The 18,862-nt window shown below is 72.2% G+C and carries 18 protein-coding genes; 9 read left to right on the top strand and 9 right to left on the bottom strand.

The window, feature by feature from the left end:
• Positions 1-53: 53 nt before the first annotated feature.
• Both LCN96_RS13575 and LCN96_RS13570 read left to right on the top strand, forming a co-directional pair.
• Positions 54-1,112, top strand: coding sequence for a hypothetical protein (locus LCN96_RS13575; protein WP_225272959.1), 1,059 nt, complete (start codon positions 54-56; stop codon positions 1,110-1,112).
• 2 nt (positions 1,113-1,114) lie between these two features.
• Positions 1,115-1,408 (top strand): hypothetical protein, encoded by a 294-nt coding sequence (locus LCN96_RS13570; protein WP_225272958.1) that lies wholly within the window; start codon positions 1,115-1,117, stop codon positions 1,406-1,408.
• A gap of 3 nt (positions 1,409-1,411) precedes the next feature.
• Here the strand turns inward: LCN96_RS13570 and LCN96_RS13565 are convergent, their stop codons facing one another.
• The 4 genes from LCN96_RS13565 to LCN96_RS13550 are packed head-to-tail and all read right to left on the bottom strand — an operon-like array spanning position 1,412 to position 5,348.
• Positions 1,412-2,218 carry an ABC transporter permease gene (locus LCN96_RS13565; RefSeq protein ID WP_225272957.1) on the bottom strand — a complete coding sequence of 269 codons (807 nt, stop codon included), beginning with the start codon at positions 2,216-2,218 and terminating at the stop codon, positions 1,412-1,414.
• The gene (locus LCN96_RS13560) at positions 2,215-3,045 is read right to left on the bottom strand and encodes an ABC transporter permease (protein ID WP_225272956.1); all 831 of its coding nucleotides are present in this window, start codon (positions 3,043-3,045) and stop codon (positions 2,215-2,217) included. The genes LCN96_RS13565 and LCN96_RS13560 overlap by 4 nt, the downstream gene beginning before the upstream one ends.
• The gene (locus LCN96_RS13555; RefSeq protein ID WP_225272955.1) at positions 3,042-4,244 is read right to left on the bottom strand and encodes an ABC transporter substrate-binding protein; all 1,203 of its coding nucleotides are present in this window, start codon (positions 4,242-4,244) and stop codon (positions 3,042-3,044) included. Before LCN96_RS13555 ends, LCN96_RS13560 begins: the two co-directional genes overlap by 4 nt.
• 21 nt (positions 4,245-4,265) lie before the next feature.
• Positions 4,266-5,348 carry an ABC transporter ATP-binding protein gene (locus LCN96_RS13550; RefSeq protein ID WP_225272954.1) on the bottom strand — a complete coding sequence of 361 codons (1,083 nt, stop codon included), beginning with the start codon at positions 5,346-5,348 and terminating at the stop codon, positions 4,266-4,268.
• Between the two features lie 80 nt (positions 5,349-5,428).
• On the opposite strand from LCN96_RS13550, the gene LCN96_RS57095 reads away from it, so the two are divergent.
• From LCN96_RS57095 to LCN96_RS13530, 3 genes are all read left to right on the top strand, one after another.
• A complete protein-coding gene (locus LCN96_RS57095) occupies positions 5,429-6,232 on the top strand; it encodes a FadR/GntR family transcriptional regulator (RefSeq protein WP_311132277.1) in 804 nt (267 codons plus the stop codon).
• Positions 6,233-6,296: 64 nt separating this feature from the next.
• Positions 6,297-7,064, top strand: coding sequence for a cache domain-containing protein (locus LCN96_RS13535; RefSeq protein ID WP_225272953.1), 768 nt, complete (start codon positions 6,297-6,299; stop codon positions 7,062-7,064).
• 101 nt (positions 7,065-7,165) lie between these two features.
• Positions 7,166-9,163: a glycosyl hydrolase family 28-related protein gene (locus tag LCN96_RS13530; protein ID WP_225272952.1), complete on the top strand. Its 1,998-nt coding sequence runs from the start codon at positions 7,166-7,168 to the stop codon at positions 9,161-9,163.
• Between the two features lie 3 nt (positions 9,164-9,166).
• Here LCN96_RS13530 and LCN96_RS13525 read toward each other — a convergent pair whose 3' ends face one another.
• The 4 genes from LCN96_RS13525 to LCN96_RS13510 form a co-directional block, all read right to left on the bottom strand.
• On the bottom strand, positions 9,167-10,051 hold the full coding sequence (locus tag LCN96_RS13525) for a LysR family transcriptional regulator (RefSeq protein ID WP_225272951.1): 885 nt from the start codon (positions 10,049-10,051) through the stop codon (positions 9,167-9,169).
• A 27-nt stretch (positions 10,052-10,078) separates the two neighbouring features.
• Positions 10,079-10,942, bottom strand: a complete 864-nt coding sequence (locus LCN96_RS13520; RefSeq protein WP_225272950.1) for a fumarylacetoacetate hydrolase family protein — start codon at positions 10,940-10,942, stop codon at positions 10,079-10,081.
• Between the two features lie 97 nt (positions 10,943-11,039).
• Positions 11,040-12,629: a multicopper oxidase family protein gene (locus tag LCN96_RS13515; RefSeq protein ID WP_225272949.1), complete on the bottom strand. Its 1,590-nt coding sequence runs from the start codon at positions 12,627-12,629 to the stop codon at positions 11,040-11,042.
• A gap of 20 nt (positions 12,630-12,649) precedes the next feature.
• Positions 12,650-13,069: a hypothetical protein gene (locus LCN96_RS13510; protein WP_225272948.1), complete on the bottom strand. Its 420-nt coding sequence runs from the start codon at positions 13,067-13,069 to the stop codon at positions 12,650-12,652.
• Between the two features lie 154 nt (positions 13,070-13,223).
• On the opposite strand from LCN96_RS13510, the gene LCN96_RS13505 reads away from it, so the two are divergent.
• Positions 13,224-14,465: a sensor histidine kinase gene (locus tag LCN96_RS13505; RefSeq protein WP_225272947.1), complete on the top strand. Its 1,242-nt coding sequence runs from the start codon at positions 13,224-13,226 to the stop codon at positions 14,463-14,465.
• Positions 14,462-15,139 (top strand): response regulator, encoded by a 678-nt coding sequence (locus LCN96_RS13500; RefSeq protein WP_225272946.1) that lies wholly within the window; start codon positions 14,462-14,464, stop codon positions 15,137-15,139. The genes LCN96_RS13505 and LCN96_RS13500 overlap by 4 nt, the downstream gene beginning before the upstream one ends.
• Positions 15,140-15,321: 182 nt before the next feature.
• Here the strand turns inward: LCN96_RS13500 and LCN96_RS13495 are convergent, their stop codons facing one another.
• Positions 15,322-16,524 (bottom strand): L,D-transpeptidase, encoded by a 1,203-nt coding sequence (locus tag LCN96_RS13495; RefSeq protein WP_225272945.1) that lies wholly within the window; start codon positions 16,522-16,524, stop codon positions 15,322-15,324.
• A 165-nt stretch (positions 16,525-16,689) separates the two neighbouring features.
• On the opposite strand from LCN96_RS13495, the gene LCN96_RS13490 reads away from it, so the two are divergent.
• Complete coding sequence (locus LCN96_RS13490; RefSeq protein ID WP_225272944.1) at positions 16,690-17,343, top strand: hypothetical protein; 654 nt, start codon at positions 16,690-16,692, stop codon at positions 17,341-17,343.
• Between the two features lie 69 nt (positions 17,344-17,412).
• Positions 17,413-18,861 (top strand): cytochrome bc1 complex cytochrome b subunit, encoded by a 1,449-nt coding sequence (gene qcrB / locus LCN96_RS13485; RefSeq protein ID WP_225272943.1) that lies wholly within the window; start codon positions 17,413-17,415, stop codon positions 18,859-18,861.
• Position 18,862 lies beyond the last annotated feature (1 nt).

Below are 18,862 nucleotides of genomic sequence, written 5' to 3'. Positions count from 1 at the left end.
CTCCGGTACGCCTGGTGTGCTTGACTCCCGCCTGGTGACCTCTGGGAGGGTTCATGGGGGAGTTGGTGGGGATCGACCCCCGCGGTGCTCATGACCTCATCCGCCGGATGGAGGCGGTGAAGGCGGCCCTGGGCAGGACACGGCCAGGGCTCGACGCGGCGATCGCCGAGGCCGGGCCGGACTGGGCGGGGCGGCAGGGTGGGGCGGCGTTGCGTCGGGCCTGGGCGTTTCTGGATGAGGTCCAGCGGGAGTTGGCTTGGCGGATCGACACGGTTGAGCAGTTGGTACCGGTGCGGGAGCGGGGGATGTTGACGGCGGTCTTTCCGTTCGGCGCCGAGGTCGAGGCGCGGCGCTCGGCCGAAGAGGCGGCGGGCGCCATCCGCGCGGCTCTCGCCGACCCGCCCGCCGCCGCCTCCGGGACCGCCGCCGCCTCCGGGACCGCCGCCGTCGGAGGGGCCGCCGCCGCAGGGACCGCCGCCGAGGTCGGCCAGCCGGCCGCCGCGGCGGTGGCGCGCGCCGTCTCGGCGGTCGCCGGCAAGGTGGGCGACCCCGCCTACGCGGCGGCGCTGCTGGCGGCGCTCGGACCGGGCGCCTTCACGCGTGTCCTGGGCATCCTGACCGGCGCACCGGACGCGCCGTCGGACACAGCCGACGCACACGGCAGCACCGCCGACGCGGGGAACGCGGCGGCGGGCGCGACGGCGGCGGGCGCGGGCGAGGCTGCGCTGCTGACCAAGGCGTTCGCCAGCGCCGAGCGCACCGGCAGGCTAGGCGACGAGTGGCGCGCCATGCTGGAGTCGGCCCCACCCCAGACCCTCACCGCCCTGGTCACACTGACCCCCCAGTCAGGCACGGTGCTCAACCACGTGGCCGTCACGCTCCTCAATCACCCCACCCCACCACCCCGCCTCCACGCCCTCATCACCGCCTACACCACCAACCCCCTCGCGTTCCAGCAGTTCCTGGCCGAGCACCCGCACGAGACAGCAAAACTCCTCGCCACCGCCGACCCCGCCCTGAAACCGGCACTGGACGAGGCGCTCAAGCCGGGCGTCGGAGCCGACGGCCTGCGGGAGCGGGCGTGGTCGAACGTCCAGGGTCTCGGCGGCTGACCATGCCCACCAAGGACCAGTTGCTCCGCGAGGCCGCCGACAAGGAGGCCCTCGCCGTCACCTTCCTGCGTTACGCCAGATCTCTCCCGGAGACGTTCGACACCCTCCCCTCACGCCCGTCCGACTGCGAGCCGTTCTGGCGCGGCCCCGCCGCCCAGCGCTTCCTCACGCAGGTGCTCAGGCTGCGGCGGGAGCTGGACGACCTGGAGGACGACTGCCTGGCCACCGCCGAGAGCCTGCGCCGCCGCGCCAGGCGGCTGCGCGAGCAGGCGGCCCAGGTCCCCGACCCCGCATAGAGGTCAGTGGGCGCCCACGTCGGACGACAGCCGCTGGGCGAGGTAGATGGGCACCACCGAGGCCACGATGAGCGCGGCGGCCACCACGTTCACCACCGGCGCCTGATTCGGCCGGAAGAGGTTCTCGAAGATCCAGATGGGCAGCGTCCGCACCCCGGCCCCCGCGGTGAACGTGGTCACGATGATCTCGTCGAACGACAGGGCGAACGCCAGCAGCCCGCCCGCCAGCAGCGCCGACCGCATCATCGGGAACGTCACCAGCCGGAACGTGGTGAACGGCCCCGCGCCGAGATCGGCCGACGCCTCCTCCAGGCTCGTCCCGGTACGCCGCAGCCGCGCCAGCACGTTGTTGTAGACGGTCACCACGCAGAACGTGGCGTGCCCGACCACCACCGTGAACAGCCCGAGCCCCACCCCGAACGGCTCCAGCACCGTGCGGAAGGCGTTGTTGAGCGCGATCCCGGTGACGATGCCCGGCAGCGCGATGGGCAGGATGATCACCAGCGACACGGTCTGCCGTCCGAAGAAGCGGTACCGCTGCACGGCGAAGGCCGCCATCGTGCCGAGCACCAGCGCGATCGCCGTGGCTCCGAGCCCGGCCCGCACCGAGGTCCACAGCGCGTCCCGTACCCCCGAGGAGGCCCAGGCCGCGCCCCACCAGCGCAGCGTCAGCCCGGACGGCGGCCAGCCGAAGGTGCGGTCGGCGTTGACGGAGTTGAGCAGCACGACGGCCAGCGGCACGTAGATGACGGCCAGGCCGGCCGCGAGCGCGAGCCGGAGCAGCAGCCTGGCCGGGCGGGACAGTCTCACAGGTTCTCCAGTGCGCCGGTGCGGCGCACGGCCGCGAGGTAACCGAGCATGACGACGACGGGCACGGTGGCCACGGCGGCGGCGAACGGCAGGTTGTTGGCCGCGCCGATGTTGTCGTAGACGACGTTCCCGATGAGCTGGCCGCGCCCGCCGACGATCTTGACGGCGATGTAGTCGCCGAGCGACAGCGAGAACGTGAAGATCGACCCGGCGATGACGGCCGGGAACGTCAGCGGCCACACGATCGTGCGGAACACCCGCCAGGCCCTGGCCCCGAGGTCCCCCGCCGCCTCCAGCATCGAGTTCGGCAGCCGCTCCAGCCCCGCGTAGATGGGCAGGATCATGTACGGCAGCCACAGGTAGGCCAGGGTCAGCACCGTGGCGGTCAGCCCGAAGCCCCAGCCCAGCAGCCCGCCCGACGACAACATCACCCGCCACGCGTACGCCTTGACCAGGTAGCTCGCCCACAGTGGCGTCAGCACCGCGATCACCAGCCAGCGCCGCGCCCGCGGCGAGGCCAGCTTGGCCATCGCGAACGCCATGGGGAAGGCCACCACCAGGTCGATGACCGTCACCGCGAGCGCCACCCCGACGGAGCGCAGCACGATCGTGCGGTAGACCTCCCCCGTGACCAGGTCGCGGAAGTTGGCCCAGGTGAAGGTCCTGACCAGCTCCCCGGTGAAGGTGTCCACGGAGTAGAACGCGGTGACGAACAGCGCCGCCAGCGCCCCCAGGTACGCCAGCCCCAGCCACGCCAGCGGCGCCGACAGCAGCAGTGACAGGCGTACCCCCGCCCTGCGGTGCAGGAAGGCGGCGACGCGGGTCAACCCTTGATCTCCGTCCAGGCCCGCGTCCACTTGGCGTAGTCCTTGCACGTGACGTCGGTGCGGCCGTCGAGGCACTGGGCGATCGGGGTGGTCCAGTAGTGGACCTTGGAGAAGTAGGTCTCGTCGGTGGCGTGGAAGGTCTCGCAGTGCTTCGGGTCGGCGGTCTCCGCGCACGCCTTCGCGTTGGACGGGGCCTCGCCGAAGTACTCGGCGACCTGCGCGTTGGCGGTCGGCGAGATGATCCAGTCGAGCCACCGGTAGGCGCAGTTCGGGTGCGCGGCCTTGGCGGCCACCATCCACGTGTCGGACCAGCCGGTCGCGCCCTCCTTGGGCAGCACGGCCTCCACGGGGGCCTGCTCGCTCTTGGCCACGTTCACGATCACCTGCCAGGTGGTGCCCACGACGGAGTCGCCGCTCTTGAACGCCTGGATCTCCTTGGTGTAGTCGGACCAGTACTCGCCGATGATCTGCTTCTGCTGCTTGAGCAGGTCCACGGCGGCCTGGAACTGCTTGTCGTCCAGCGCGTACGGGTTCTTGATGCCGAGGTCGGGCTTGGTGGCCATGAGGTAGACGGCGGCGTCGGCGATGTAGATGGGCGAGTCGTACGCGGTGACCTTGCCCTTGTACGGCGAGTTCGGGTCGAAGACGACGCTCCACGAGTCGGGGGCGGGCTTGACCGTGTCGGTGCGCCACATGAGCAGGTTGGCGCCGCGGCCGTGCGGGACCCCGTACGGGACGCCGTTCACGGAGTTCCACGGCTTGCTCTTCAGGCCGTCGAACACGTCGGCGTAGTTGGGGATCAGGCTGGTGTTGACGGGGGCCACGGTGCCGGCCGCGATCAGGCGCAGCGAGGCGTCGCCCGAGGCGGAGACCGCGTCGTACTGGCCGGTCCGCATGAGCGTGACCATCTCGTCGGAGGTGCCGGCGACCTTGGTGTTCACCTGGCAGCCGGTCTCCTGCTCGAACGGGGTGACCCAGTCCACCTTGGGGTCGTTGCTGCCGTCCTCGACGTAGCCGGCCCAGGCGACGAGGTTCACCTGGCCCTCGCCGGTGCCGACGGCCCGCTGGGCCTGGAGCGCCGGCGGCACGAAGCCGCTCTGGCCGGGGGCGGGGGCGCCCGGCTGCGTGGGGGTGGAGCCGCCGCAGGCGGTGGCGAGCGCGAGGGCCGCCGCTGCGAAGGCTGTTCCGATGCGTCGCATTGCCTTCTCTCCCAGGTGTCGCTAGGTGATCGCGAACTCGTGCCGCCGCTGCCACACGAGCCGGACGCGGGCGCCTCTCAGGCCCGTCACCTCCATGGAGGAGACCTGGAGGTTCTGCTGGAGGGCGATCAGCCGGCCGCCGGCGTCGAGGTCCACGACGAACCTGGTGGCCGCGCCGGCGTACACGACCTCCGCGACCGTCCCCGTGGCGGAGTGCTCGCCGGGACCGGCCGCGGCGAGCCCGCCGGGCCCTGCCGCGTCGGCCACGGCGAGCTCCCCTCCGTCCAGGTCCCCGAACACGACGCGGAGCTTTTCCGGGCGCACGCTGTACGTGCCGGAGCGGCCGAGGAGCTTCTCCGCGGCGGCGCCCGAGATGAGGTTGGAGGTGCCCACGAAGCCGGCCACGAACGCGGTGGCGGGCCGCTCGTACACCTCGGCCGGCGTGCCGACCTGCTCGATCCGGCCCCGGTCGAACACCGCCACCCGGTCGCTCATCGTCAGCGCCTCCTCCTGGTCGTGCGTGACGAACAGGAACGTGATGCCGACCTCGCGCTGCAGCTCCTTCAGCTCGACCTGCATCTCCTCGCGCAGCTTGAGGTCGAGCGCCCCGAGCGGCTCGTCGAGCAGCAGCACGCGGGGACGGTTCACCAGCGCCCTGGCCAGCGCCACCCGCTGCCGCTGGCCTCCGGAGAGCTGGGCGGGGCGGCGGTCCTCGAAGCCTTCCAGACGCACCGAGCGCAGCGCGGCCAGGGCCCGCTCGCGCCGCCCGGCCCTGGGGACCTTCTTGACGCGCAGGCCGTACTCGACGTTGGCCAGCACGTTCATGTGCGGGAACAGCGCGTAGTCCTGGAAGACGGTGTTGACGTCGCGCTCGAACGGGGCCAGCCGGGTGACGTCCCTGCCGCCCAGCTCGACCGTGCCGGCGGTGGGCGGCTCGAAGCCGGCGATCATGCGCAGCACCGTGGTCTTGCCCGATCCCGACGGCCCCAGCATCGCGAAGAACTCGCCGTCGCGGACCTCCAGATCGATCCCGTCGACGGCCGTGACTGGCCCGAACTCCTTGCGCAGCCCGCGTAAGCCGACGGCTGTCTCGCTGCCCGACATAACCTGAAACATATGATTTCAAAGGTTTTCCGACAAGGGTGGTTCCTGTATCAATGTCGTTGACGCTGGGGAGGGTGAGCATGGCGACGAGGGGATCCCGCCTGGCCGTGTTCGCACCCGTGGGGGGCGCCGGCCGGGTGGACGCGGTCGTGCGCCGGCTCTCCGACGCCATCGCGCTCGGCCTGCTGGCCGACGGGGAGCAGCTACCCAGCGAGGCGGAGCTGGCCGCGTTGCTCGGCGTCTCCACGGTCACGCTGCGGGAGGCGCTCATGGCGCTGCGGCAGCAGGGGCTGGTCGAGACGCGGCGCGGGCGGGGCGGCGGCAGCTTCGTCCGCACGCCCAGCGAGCCGCCCGAGCTGGGGGCGCGGCTGCGCGCGTTCACCGTGGACGAGCTGCGCGACCTGGGCGACCACTACGCGGCCATCGCCGGCGCGGCGGCCCGGCTGGCGGCCCTTCGTGCGCTGCCGGGAGACCTGGCACCGCTGTGGCGGACGCTGGACGCGATGGCCCGCGCCGCCGCCGCAGGCAGTGACGGTGGCGGTGGCGGTGACGGTGGCGGTGACAATGGCGGTGGCGGGCCCGACCTCCAGACGAGAGCGGTGCTGCGCCGCTTGGACGGGCGTTTCCACATCGAGGTGGCGGCGGCCTCGCAGTCGGCACGACTCACTCAGGAGGAGATCCGGTTACAGGCCGACATCGGGCCGTTGCTCTGGCTTCCGTACGACGAGCCGGGCGGGCACGATGAGGCCACGGCCCAGCATCGCGCCATCGCCGAGGCCATCCGCGAAGGAGACCCCGGTCAGGCCCGCGACCTGGCCGAACAGCATGTGCTCGACGCGATCGAACGGCTGATCGAGCTGCGGTTGCGGCTGGCGGACGCCTGACCGCGCGGCGGCCCGGCAGCCTCCGGCCGTGCGGGCACGACCACAGGCACGGAGGTAGCGCGCGATGCCCCAGCCCTCGACTTCCACCACCACCGCCGCCGGCATCGGCCGGGCCGTCTCCCTGGTCGGCGAGACGATGCGGAGCGTCTTCACCGTCCTGGACGAGGTCCGCGACCGCACGGCGGCGCTCGCCGGCGCGCGGCGGCCCCTGGCCAAGGGGGACCTGGCCAAGGGGGACCTGGCCAAGGGGGACCTGGCCAAGGGGGACCTGGCGGCGCTGCGGCCCGCCCTCTTCCGCCACCTCGGCGGGCTGATCGCGGGCCTCGGCTTCATCGCCGCGCCCGGGCTGCTGGTGGACGCGCCGTGGTACCTGGAGTGGTGGCAGGACGACCCCTCGGGCACGCCGGTGCAGCTCCTGCGCAACCTGGACCCGGCCAGCAGCGCGTTCTACGACTACACGCACTGGGAGTGGTACGCGGGGCCGAGCGAGGGGGCCGAGCGGACGATCTGCGGCCCGTACGTGGACTACCTGTGCACCGACGAGTACAGCCTCACGCTGTCGGTGCCGGTGACGGCCGGGGGCGCGTTCGTGGGGGTGGCGGCGGCCGACGTGTTCGTACGGCGGTTCGAGGGCGCGGTCGGGCCGGTGCTGCGCGAGGTGCCGGTGCCGGCGTTCGTGATCAGCGCGGCCGGGCGGATCGTGGCGTCGAACACGGCCAGGTGGATCGGGGGCTCGGTGTTCCGTGGGGAGGCGGGGTTCGGCGTGCATCCGTGCGACGGGGTGCCGCTGTCGGTCGTCGCCGCAAGCTCCGCAAGCGGCTTGCGCTTGTAACGCAAGAATTTGAGGTATCACTGAAAGTAGTTCACAGGCCCTTGTGAAGCGGTGTGCGGGGGACCTAATGTCGGCTCACCCCCCGAGAGAATCGAGCACGCATGCCCCGCACCACCTTCACCGCGGCGTTGCTGGCCGCCGCCGTGGCCTGCGGCCTCCTGGCCCCGCCCGCCTCGGCACACTCCCCCGCCGGGTCGCCCCCGCCGGTCGTGACGCGGGCGGCACTGGATCCGGCGCTGGTCGCGGGCCGGGGCGCCACCGTGGCCTTCGCCGAGCAGGAGGCGGAGAACGCCTCGACCGACGGCACGGTCATCGGGCCGGACCGCAGCGCGTACACGCTGCCCGCCGAGGCGTCGGGGCGCAGGGCGGTGCGGCTGACCCCTGGGCAGCACGTCGAGTTCACGCTGCCGGCCAGGACGAACGCGATCACCGTGCGCTACAGCATCCCCGACGCGCCGGGCGGGGGCGGCATCACCGCGCCGCTCGACGTCACCGTCAACGGCGGGCGGCGCACCACGATGACGCTGACCTCGCAGTACGCCTGGCTGTACAACCAGTATCCGTTCTCCAACGACCCGGGCGCCGACCTGCTGCACCCCGACTGGTGGATCACGGAGTGCGCGTGCGTGCCCAGCGCGACCACACCCCCGCCGGTGATCGCCAAGCCGTTCCGGCCGAGCCACTTCTACGACGAGCAGCGCCTGCTCCTCGGCCGCACGTACCGGGCCGGCGACCGGCTGCGGCTGACGGTCCCCACCGGTAGCAAGGCCGCGTGGACGGTCGTCGACCTGCTCGACTCCGAGCTGGTCGGCCCGCCCAAGGTCGAGCCGCGGGCGGCCGACGTGCTGGCGTTCGGCGCGGATCCGACCGGGCGGCGTGACTCCGCCGGAGCGATCGACCGGGCCATCGCCTACGCCAAGCGCAAGCGGCTGAAGGTGTACCTGCCGCCGGGGACCTACCAGGTGAACCGGCACATCGTCGTGGACGACGTGACGATCACCGGCGCGGGCAACTGGTACACGATCGTCAAGGGCCGCGAGGTCGCCCTGCCGAGCCCGGCACCGGACGGCTCCGTGCACACGGGCGTCGGCTTCTACGGCAGGCCGGCCGCCGAGGGCGGCAGCCGCAACGTGCACCTGTCGGACTTCGCGATCGACGGCGACGTGCGCGAGCGCATCGACACCGACCAGGTCAACGGCGTCGGCGGCGCGATGAGCGACTCCACCATCGAGCGCCTGCACATCCGGCACACCAAGGTCGGCATGTGGTTCGACGGCCCGATGTCGAACCTGCGGATCACCGGCAACATCATCGTCGACCAGATCGCCGACGCCATCAACTTCCACACGGGCGTCTCCGGCTCCGTCGTCTCGCACAACTTCATCCGCAACACCGGCGACGACGCCCTGGCCATGTGGTCGGAGAAGAGCGCCAACACCGGCAACACCTTCGACCACAACACCGTGCAGACGCCCGTGCTGGCCAACGGCATCGCGATCTACGGCGGCACCGACAACACGATCTCCCACAACCTCGTCGCCGACCCGATCAGGGAGGGCAGCGCGCTCCAGGTCGGCTCCCGCTTCGGCGCCGAGCCGTTCGCCGGCCGGCTGGACATCACCGGCAACACCACCGTGCGCTCCGGCACCTACGAGCTGAACTGGAACATCGGGCTGGGCGCCATCTGGTTCTACGCCCTGGAGCGGGACATCTCCGCCGACATCAGGGTGACCGGCAACGACTTCCTCGACAACACCTACAACGCGATCATGCTGGTCAGCGAGTGGTCGGTGAAGGACCTGTACGCGATCACGAACGTGCACTTCAAGGACATCCGGGTGGACGGCACCGGCACGTCGGTGGTCAGCGCCCGGGTGAAGGGCTCGGCCACGTTCGAGAACGTCGACGCGCGCAACGTCGGCGCGGTCGGGGTGAACAACTGCGGCTCCTTCGGCTTCCCCGCCACCGGCTCGGAGTTCACGGTGGTGGATCGCGGCGGGAACGACGGCGGCTGGCTGGCGCCCTGGCTGCTGCCCAACACCATCACCTGCGACGACCGCCCGCCGGTCGTGCCGCCCCCGGCCCCGTCGCCCTGGTAGCGGTCAGGTGGCGGGGAACAGGTCGCGGAAGTTGCGCACCACCGGGTTGGGGTCGCCGGTGCGCCAGGTGACGTCCAGCGTGACGACCCTGGTCGCCGGCGACAACGGCCGGAACACCACATCGCCGCGCCGCAGCCGGGCCACCGACTCGGGCACGACCGACACCCCGATCCCCGCCGCCACCAGCCCCACGATCGTCTGCATCTGCACGGCCTCCTGCACCACCACGGGCTCGAACCCGGCCGCCCTGGCCACGGCCATGATCTGGTCGTAGAGCCCGCTCCCGTACCGCCGGGGGAACAGCACGAACGCCTCCCCCGCCAGCGCCGACGCGGGCAGCGGCGTGCGGCCGGCGAGGGGATGCCCGGTGGGCAGCGCGGCGAGCAGCAGCTCGCGCGCCACCGTGCGGGTGGACAGCACCTCGGCGGCGGGCCCGGCCAGCGGCGCGTGCAGCAGCCCCACGTCCAGCAGCCCCTGCCGCAGCTCCTCCGCCTGCTGCGCGGTGGTCAGCTCGCGCAGCTCGACCTGGACGCCCGGGTAGCGGGCGCGGAAGCGGCGCAGCACGCGCGGCAGCGTGAGGTTCGTGGCCGAGCCGACGAACCCGATCGCCAGCCGCCCCGCCTCGCCCCGGCCCGCCCGCCTGGCCGCCTCGGCCGCCAGCTCGGCGTGCGCCAGACTGGTGCGTGCCTCGGCGACGAACGCCTCGCCCGCCGCGGTGAGCCGCACCTGCCTGGTCGTGCGCTCGAACAGCCGCACGCCCAGCTCCTCCTCCAGCTTGCCGATCTGCTGGCTGAACGGCGGCTGCCGGACGCCCTCGCGCAGGGCGGCGCGGCCGAAGTTGAGCTCCTCGGCCAGCGCCACGGCGTAGCGGAGCTGCTGGAGATTCATACGCCGGTTATATCAACGGCGTCGCATTCATAGGCTGGGCACGCCCCTGACCACCGTGGTCGACAGGGTGCCGATCTCGCCGATGCCGATCGTCACCGTGTCGCCGTCCTGCAGCGTGAACGGCAGGTCGGGCACCAGGCACGTGCCGGTGGCCAGCACGGCGCCGTCGGGGAAGACGTCGGCGCGGTAGAGGTAGCCGGCCAGGTCGTCCAGGCGCCGGTTGAGCTGGGAGGTGCTGGCCTTGCCGTCCCACACCGTCTCGCCCGCCCTGGCGATGCTGAGGGAGATGTCCAGCGCGTACGGGTCGGCGACCTCCCACGCGGGCCTGATCGCCGGGCCGACCGCGCAGCCGCCCAGGTAGATCTTGGCCTGCGGCAGGTAGAGCGGGTTGACGCCCTCGATGGTGCGCGAGCTGACGTCGTCCACGACCGTGTAGCCGACGATCTCGCCGGCCGTGTTCAGCACCAGGCCCAGCTCCGGCTCCGGCACGTCGATCTCGGAGTCCTCGCGCACCGCGATGCGGCCGCCGTGCCCGGCGACCTTCCACGCCACCGACTTGAAGAACAGCTCGGGCCGCTCGGCGTCGTACACCAGCTCGTACACGTCGGCGGCGCGCTCGCTCTCCAGCACCCGCGCCTCCCGCGAGCGCCGGTAGGTCACGCCGGCCGCCCACACCTCCATGCGCCCGTCCACGGGCGGCAGCAGCGGCACGGATCCGGACGGGTGCCGCGTCCCGTCGGCGGACGCGCAGCGCTCCCGCAGCTCATCGGAGGACAACCGGAGCAGCTCGCCCACGCTGGTGACGCCCGACAGCTCCACCACCTGCTCACCGTCATCGACACCCACCGCATCGGCGCTGGTCATAGGGCTGGTGAACCGTACGATCTGCATGCCTGCTCCTAGCTCCATCAGACGAGGGGACACCTGTCATCCGATGAATGTCCCCTATGGGATCAACTTAGTAGCTCGCCGGGCTGATCGGGAGGGCTCAGACCACCTCGAAATCGGCCATCATCGCCATGTCCTCGTGTTCGAGGTTGTGGCAGTGGAGCATGTAGCGGCCACGGTAGCCGTCGAAGCGGGCCAGCACGTCCACCACCTCGTACGGGCGCACGTCCACCGTGTCCTTCCACCCGGCGTCGGTGGCGGCCGGTTGCCTGCCGTTCCTCGCGAGCACCTGGAAGTGGGCCAGGTGCACGTGCACGGGATGGTGGAAGTCGCTGGTCAGCCGCCAGACCTCGGCGGTGCCGAGGCGCGGGCGGGCCAGCGGGACGCCGGGCCTGTAGGGGTGGCCGTTGATGGTCCAGGAGCCGCCCGTCCTGCGGAAGTCGAACATACGGGTGGTCACGGGGCGCGGGCGGCGGGGCGGGCGCGACAGGGTGGTGGGCACGGCGGTGTCGTCGCGCTCCCGCCGGGTGACGACGAAGCGCATGACCTGGCCCGCCGGGCCGTCGGCCAGGGTGTTGAGCAGGGTCACCTGCGTGCCGACCGGGTAGGCGGAGAAGTCCACGACGACGTCGTAGCGCTCGCCGGGGGCCATCGTGATCGCGTCGTGCGCGATCGGCGCGGCCAGGAGGCCCGAGTCGCTGCCCATCTGGGTGAAGCGGCCTGCCGGGGAGAGGGCCAGGCGGTACCTGCGGGCGTTGGAGGCGTTCACCAGCCGCAGCCGGTAGCGCGTGGCCGACACCTCGGCCAGGGGCCAGGGGGCGCCGTTGACCAGGATCACGTCGCCCTCCACGCCTTCCAGGTAGTCGGTGTGGAGGGCGTGCGTGCCGGTGCCGTGCCCGGACGGGCCGTGGGCGGCGTGGGGGTAGCTGAAGGAGCCGTCCTCCTCGAAGGCCCGGTCACAGATCATCAGCGGCAGCTCCCGCTCGCCCCGGGGCAGCGGCAGCGCGTCCTCCTCCTCGTCCCGCACCAGCACCATCCCCGCCAGCCCCCGCCACACCTGCGGCGCGGTGTAGTCCATGCGGTGATCGTGGTACCAGAGCGTGGCGGCCCGCTGCTCCATCGGGTAGCGGTAGTCCTTGACGACCTGGTGATGCACCTCGCCGGGGTGCCCGTGCGCGGCGGCGTGGCCGGCGGGGACGACGAGGTCGGTCGGGTAGCCGTCCGAGTCGGGCGGGGTGACGCCCCCGTGCAGGTGGGTGGAGGTCGGCACGGGCAGCTCGTTGCGCACCCGGATCACGGCGGGGGTGCCGCGCCGCAGCTCGAACGTGGGCCCGGGGAAGGTGCCGCCGTAACCCCACACCTCGGTACGCAGTCCGGGCAGGATCTCGACGGCCGCCACCCGCTGCGTCACCTCGTACCGGCCGGGACTTACCGGCCTGGCCACCTCGGGGATCGGCAACGGCACGGTGAACGGCTCGGGCAGGCGCGCCCCGCTGGCCAGCAGCTCCCCCGCCGTCTCCGACCCGCCACCACACCCCGCGACGGCCAGCCCGGCCCCACCGAGCACGCCGAGGAACGCCCGCCGCGAGACATCGGCCGCCCGCTCGCCCGCACTCTCGCCGGACCGCCGGCGCGCACCTCCACCGGACCGCCCGCCTGAGCCACCGCCGAGCCACCCGCCTCCGAGCATGCCTCCGCCCGATCCCCGCCTCATGCCGCACCCGCTTCCGCACCCGCGCGCCGGAAGCCCAGCCACGCCCACGCCGTGAACACGGCCGACAGCCCGAAGATCGCCATCCCGAGCGGGAAGTGCCCCGCGATGACGCGGTTCTGCCCCAGCACCACCTGCACCGTCTCCAAGAGCACCAGCCCCACCCCGGCCACCGCCGGCCACCACGCTCCCCCGCCCGGCCGCCACAGCAGGACGGAAGCCACCAACTGCAGGTACAGCAGGCTGTGCGTGACACCGCCGTTGTTGCGATGCCAGGTCAGCAGATCGACGTCACCGGTGACGAACAGCCCGGCCAACGCGGCCTGCGCGAGCACGCCCGCCAGGTGCCCCGTGGCCGTCACCCGCAGCGACCAGACGATCCAGCGCCGCGGCGCCGGTGTGGAGTTCAAGGAGGTCATGCCAGGAATGCTCGCCGGACGAGCCACCCGCCCACATCCCACGCGGGACGGCACCGCGCCGTACTCCCGGGGTCGTACGCGCCGCGTACGGGCCAGGAAACGTACGCCCCCGGGATGACGCCCGCCGCGATGGACGATCGCTACCTTTATGGGCATGTACAGCCGCAGAACGGACACGCTCATCGCAGCGGGCAGCCTGGTGGCGATCATGGCGGGCACGTACGCGAACCTGTCGTGGACGGGCCCCTACGAACGCCCGCTCGACGCCGCGGGCCTGACGCTGATCACGATCGCGGCCCTGTCGCTCGCCTTCCGCCGCACCACCCCGCTGACCGCCGGGATCGTCGCGGCGGCCTGCGGTGTGGTGTACTACGCCGCCCACTACCCGGGCGTGTTCGCCGCCGCGCCGGCGCTGGCCGCCATCTACACCCTGGCGGCGCTGGGCCGGCGCGCCGACGCGATCTGGCTGGCGATCGGGCTGGCGGTGCCGGTGTACGGGCTGATGGCGCTGTCGTCCGACGACCCGGCGGCGGGCAACTGGATGGCGCTGCTGAGCGGCTGGCTGGTGGCCATGGTGGTGATCGGCGAGATGACCCGGAGCCGACGCGCGTACCTGCATGCCGTGGAGCAGCGGGCCGAAGCGCAGGCGCAGCGGGCTGAGGCGGAGGCTGAGCGGGCGCGGGAGGCGGAGCGGACCAGGGAGGAGGCCGCGCTGCGGCGGGCCGGCGAGGAGCGGCTGTGGATCGCGCAGGAGCTGCACGACTCGCTCACCCACACCATCTCGGTGGTCAACGTGCAGGCGGCGCTGGCCATGGAGCTGCTGGACAGGAAGCCGGAGCGCGTCAGGGAGGCGCTGGCCGCGATCAAGGAGTCGGGCCACGAGGCGATGAACGAGCTGCGCGCCACCCTCGGCGTGCTGCGGCAGGGCGAGCCGGAGGGGGCCGAGGCGGGGCTGTCCGGGCTGCCTCGCCTGGTGGCCAGGGCCGAGGGGGCGGGGCTGCGGGTGGTGCACACGGTCTCGGGCGACCCGTACGGGCTGCCTGCCGAGGTGGACAGGGCGGCGTACCGGATCGCGCAGGAGGCGCTCACCAACGTGCTGCGGCACGCGGGTGCCGCGGTGGTGACGGTGGCCGTGGACTACGATCGCTCGAAGGTCGTGCTGCGGGTGGAGAACGACGGCGAGCCGGGCACGGCCGGGCCGGGGATGGGGTTGATCGGGATGCGCGAACGCGCGGTCGCCGTCGGCGGCTCCCTCACGGCCGGCCCCGGCACGCACGGCGGCTTCACGGTCCGCGCAGAGCTCCCGGCCGGAACGGCGCAAGCGGCCGACGCGGCCGGAGCGGCCGGAACAACCAGAGCGGCCGACACGCCAGGACCGGCAGGAGCGGCGGCGTGACGGCCCAGCCCATCAGAGTGCTCCTGGCCGACGACCAGCCACTGATCCGCGCCGGCTTCAAAGCCCTCCTGGAGCTCACCGACGACATCACCGTGGTGGCCGAGGCCGGCGACGGCGCCCAGGCCGTGGAGCTGGCCACCCGGCTGCTCCCCGACGTAGCACTGCTGGACGTGAGGATGCCCCTGCTGGACGGCATCCAGGCCACCCGCCGCATCGGCGCCACCCCCGAGCTGAACGCCGTCCGCGTGGTGATCCTCACCAACTACGCCCTCGACGAGTACGTCTTCGCCGCACTCAGGGCCGGCGCCAGCGGCTTCCTGCTCAAGGACATCGAACCGGCCGACCTGCTGCAGTCGGTCAGGGTGGCGGCGCGCGGCGACGCGCTGCTGTCGCCCTCGGTGACGCGCCGCCTGATCGAGGAGTACGTCAGCACCCCGCCCCGCCCGACCCCCGTCCCCGGGCAGGACAGGCTGACCGGCCGTGAGCGGGAGATCGTCGCCCTGGTGGCCAGGGGCCTGTCGAACGAGGAGATCGCCGGGCACCTGGTGATCAGCGCCGCCACGGCCAAGACCCACGTCAGCCGGTCGATGACCAAGCTGGGCGTGCGTGACCGGGCCCAGCTCGTGGTCTTCGCGTACGAGTCGGGCCTGGTGGTCCCCGGCACCGCTCCCTAGATGGCCAGCAGGAACTCGTAGGTGTTCAGCACCCACACCAGCAGCCACAGAGCGATGGCGGGGAGCCGGTACAGCCCTCGCCAGGCTCCTTCACCAGGCACCCGCTATCACGTCACCTTCCCCCGCGACGGTACCCCTGTTTCCTCCATGGTAAGTCGGCCGGGGCCGCCGCGACCGGCCTCTCAGCCGCCGTTGACGGGCTTGCCCAGCGCGCTGCCCGCCAGCCACTCCTCCCACGGCTTCGCCCACGGCGTGGGCCCGTTGCCGAACTGCAGCCGCCTCGACGTGCCCGTCACCTCGATGATGTCCCCGCGCTGGGTGAATTCGTAGAACCAGCGCGCGTTGGCGGGGCTGGCGTTCACGCAGCCGTGGCTGACGTTGGAGCTGCCCTGCGCGCCGGTCGACCAGGGGGCGGCGTGGAAGAAGGTGCCGCTGTAGGTCATGCGGACGTTCCACTTCGTGCGGATGCGGTACTCGCCTGGCTCCCCGATCGTGGCGGAGTCCATGACCATGTCGGCGGACTTCTCCTGGGCGATCATGACGCCGGAGTAGCTGTCGTCGCCTGGCTTGCCGAGGCTGACCGGGATGGTCTTGACGACCTCGCCGTTCTCGCGGACGACCGCCTTGTGCGTCCTGGCGCTGACCTTGGTGATGTGCTCGTCCCCGACGGTGAAGGACACGCGCCGGTCCTTCGTCCCCCACAGCCCGGAGCCGGCGCGCAGGCCCGTCAGGTGCGCGTCCACCGTGACCCGCTCCCCCACCGGCCAGTACTCGCGCGGCCTGAACTGCACCTCGCGGTCGCTCACCCAGCTCCACGCGCCCTCGACCGGCTGCGACATGCGCACCACCAGCGACCGCTCGATCGCGGCCCTGGCCCGCTGCGCGGTGATCGGGTGGGAGAGCAGGAGCTGGACGGGCATGCCGACGCCCACCTTCTCGCCGTCCAGGGGCGACATGCCGCTCTCCAGCACCCTCTTGGGTTTGAGCGTGGTGAACGTGGCGGTGCCGGTGACCGCCTTGCCGTCCGTGCCCTTGGCCTCGGCGCTGACCGTGTACGCGGTCGAGGGCCGCAACGGCCACCGGGGCCGCCACTGCCCGTCGGCGCCCACGGCGCCCCGCACGGCCCGGCCCTCGGCGTCGGCCACGGTCACCTTGGTGACCTGGCCGCCGGTGGCCGCGACGGTGATGCCGGTGTCGGGGGCGACCTTCTTGGTGCCGTCGGCGGGGGTGATGGACAGCTTGGCCACCGGGGCCTGCTGCTGCGACGGCCCGCCCGGTGCCGCGCCACCGCCTCCTGCGCCGCCTGTCGAGCTGCATCCGGCGGCCACGGCCAGTGCCGCCGCGCAGAGGGTGATGAGAGTTCTGTTGGTCCGGCCGTTCTGCATCAGCGATGCCTCCCGCGCCTGACATATTGGCAACCATTGAGATTAGACCGGTTATCGGCGATCCGGCGGACTCCTTCCCGTATTGACCGAACCCATGCGAACACGGCGGCGCGGCGCGTTGCGATGATCTTGATCTGACGTTCCACCGCCCACAATCATGGGCCGGTGGACTACTACCTGATCTCCGCGACGGCGGGCGATCGATCGCCCGCAGGGCTCCTGGTGGAGGAGTTCGTCCTGTGCGACGACTACACGGCGGCCGGCATCGACGGCGCCGAGTGGGTGGCGGAGATCGGGGCCTGGTCCGCCTCGGCCGAGCTGAGCAGGGCCATCCGCGCCGACACCGAGCTGCGCTCCCGGGTGACGCCCGTCAGCAGGCAGGAGGCGGTGCGCGCGTTCAAGGTGCTCGGCGGCGGCGGGCTGCCGGAGGAGGCCGGGCTGCGCACGCTCTTCCAGGAGCGCCGCGCGCTGCCCACCACGGCCCCGCTGCACCTGGGCAACGGCTCCGCCAAGGCCCGCCGCTACCGCATCCTGTTCGCCGGGGAGCTGGGTGAGACCGGGCTGGCCAACGCCAGCACGGCGCTGCGCCTGGAGCCCACCGGCGACCCGCGCGTGGTCGGCACGGCCTCCGCCAGCGCAGGCGGCCACGGCTTCAGCTGGGAGCTGCGCCGGATCGGCGCGGGCATCGCCTGGTGCGTGGACGTGACCGCACGCCTGGGCTCCGGCCCGATCACGGCGCTCGGGGCGCTGCTGCACCACCACCGCCAGGCCGTCCGCGAGCAGGGTCTCATCCCCGTCACCGTGGAGCGCTTCGCCTGACTGTCACGACTCGCCACCCCTGCCCGGTCCCTCGTATGACGAGACAACCGAGCCGGGTGCGGGGTGACGATGAAGGCGAGCTCACTGGTCAGGGCTCTGGACGATCGGGTCGGCGGCGCCCGCTTCCTGGACAGGGCGATGCGCAAGGCCTTCAACAACCACTGGTCGTTCCTGCTGGGCGAGATCGCCCTGTACGCGTTCGTGGTCGTGCTGGTCACCGGGGTCTTCCTGACGTTCTTCTTCAAGCCGAGCATGAAGGAGGTCGTCTACGACGGCGCCTACGTGCCGCTGCGCGGGGTCATGATGAGCGAGGCGTACGCCTCGTCCCTGGAGATCAGCTTCGACGTGCGCGGCGGCCTGCTGATGCGGCAGATGCACCACTGGTCCACGCTGATCTTCCTCGGCGGCATCGTGGTGCACCTGCTGCGCAACTTCTTCACCGGCTCCTTCCGCAAGCCGCGCGAGCTGAACTGGCTGATCGGCGTGGCCCTGTTCGGCCTGGTCATGCTCAACGGGCTGTTCGGCTACTCGCTGCCCGACGACCTGCTGTCCGGGGCCGGGCTGCGCATCCTGCACGGGGTGCTGGTGTCGGTGCCGCTGGTGGGGACGTACCTGGCGATGTTCCTGTTCGGCGGCGAGTTCCCCGGCGGCGACATCGTCCCGCGCCTGTACAGCCTGCACGTGCTGCTCGTGCCCGGCCTGCTGCTGGTGCTGGTGCCGCTGCACGCGGTGGTGCTGACCTGGCGGCAGACGCACACGCAGTTCCGTGAGCGCGGGGTGCGCAACCACCAGGTGAGCGGGGCGCCGTTCTTCCCCGCGTTCATCGCCAAGACGGCGGCGTACCTGCTGTGGGTGGCGGGGGTGGTCGCGCTGCTGGCCACCGTGTTCCAGATCAACCCGATCTGGCTGTACGGGCCGTACGTGCCCAGCACGGTCAGCGCCGGCTCCCAGCCCGACTGGTACATGGGCTTCCTGGAGGGGGCACTGCGGCTCATGCCGCCGTGGGAGTTCACCCTGTTCGGCCACACGGTGACCATGAGCGTGCTGATCCCGGCGCTGCTGGCACCGGGGCTGCTGTTCGCCGGGCTGGCGCTGTACCCGTTCGCGGAGCGGTGGCTCACCCGTGACAGGGCCGTGCACAACCTGCTCGACCGCCCGCGTGACGTGCCGAGGCGGACGGGGATCGGGGTCGCGGGCGTCGTGTACTACGGGGTGTTGTGGACGGCCGGCGGCAACGACGTGATCGCCGCCAACTTCCACATCTCGCTGAACGCGACGACCTGGATCTTCCGGGTGGCGGTCCTGATCGGGCCGGTGCTGGCGTACGTGGTGACCACGTGGATCTGCCTGGGGCTGCAGGCGCACGACCGGCGGATGGCCGAGCACGGCGTGGAGACCGGCCGGCTCGTACGCTCGCCCGAGGGCCGCTACACCGAGGTCGAGCGCCCGCTGACCGAGGAGGAGAGGGAGAGGCTCGCGCCGCCCGCCGGCCCGGAGCCGAAACTCATCGACCGGTGAG

The organism is Nonomuraea gerenzanensis, from assembly GCF_020215645.1.
Classification (GTDB): Bacteria; Actinomycetota; Actinomycetes; order Streptosporangiales; family Streptosporangiaceae; genus Nonomuraea; species Nonomuraea gerenzanensis.
The sequence above is the reverse complement of the archived record's forward strand: the minus strand, read 5'-3'. Positions and strand labels throughout refer to the sequence as shown.

Coding starts and splice junctions, on each gene's coding strand:
- LCN96_RS13535 (WP_225272953.1), top strand. CDS start 6,297: ATGCCCCAGCCCTCGACTTCCACCACCACCGCCGCCGGCATCGGCCGG.
- qcrB (WP_225272943.1), top strand. CDS start 17,413: ATGAAGGCGAGCTCACTGGTCAGGGCTCTGGACGATCGGGTCGGCGGC.
- LCN96_RS13510 (WP_225272948.1), bottom strand. CDS start 13,069: ATGACCTCCTTGAACTCCACACCGGCGCCGCGGCGCTGGATCGTCTGG.
- LCN96_RS13550 (WP_225272954.1), bottom strand. CDS start 5,348: ATGTCGGGCAGCGAGACAGCCGTCGGCTTACGCGGGCTGCGCAAGGAG.
- LCN96_RS13575 (WP_225272959.1), top strand. CDS start 54: ATGGGGGAGTTGGTGGGGATCGACCCCCGCGGTGCTCATGACCTCATC.
- LCN96_RS13505 (WP_225272947.1), top strand. CDS start 13,224: ATGTACAGCCGCAGAACGGACACGCTCATCGCAGCGGGCAGCCTGGTG.
- LCN96_RS13515 (WP_225272949.1), bottom strand. CDS start 12,629: ATGCTCGGAGGCGGGTGGCTCGGCGGTGGCTCAGGCGGGCGGTCCGGT.
- LCN96_RS13495 (WP_225272945.1), bottom strand. CDS start 16,524: ATGCAGAACGGCCGGACCAACAGAACTCTCATCACCCTCTGCGCGGCG.
- LCN96_RS13525 (WP_225272951.1), bottom strand. CDS start 10,051: ATGAATCTCCAGCAGCTCCGCTACGCCGTGGCGCTGGCCGAGGAGCTC.
- LCN96_RS57095 (WP_311132277.1), top strand. CDS start 5,429: ATGGCGACGAGGGGATCCCGCCTGGCCGTGTTCGCACCCGTGGGGGGC.
- LCN96_RS13520 (WP_225272950.1), bottom strand. CDS start 10,942: ATGCAGATCGTACGGTTCACCAGCCCTATGACCAGCGCCGATGCGGTG.
- LCN96_RS13570 (WP_225272958.1), top strand. CDS start 1,115: ATGCCCACCAAGGACCAGTTGCTCCGCGAGGCCGCCGACAAGGAGGCC.
- LCN96_RS13555 (WP_225272955.1), bottom strand. CDS start 4,244: ATGCGACGCATCGGAACAGCCTTCGCAGCGGCGGCCCTCGCGCTCGCC.
- LCN96_RS13530 (WP_225272952.1), top strand. CDS start 7,166: ATGCCCCGCACCACCTTCACCGCGGCGTTGCTGGCCGCCGCCGTGGCC.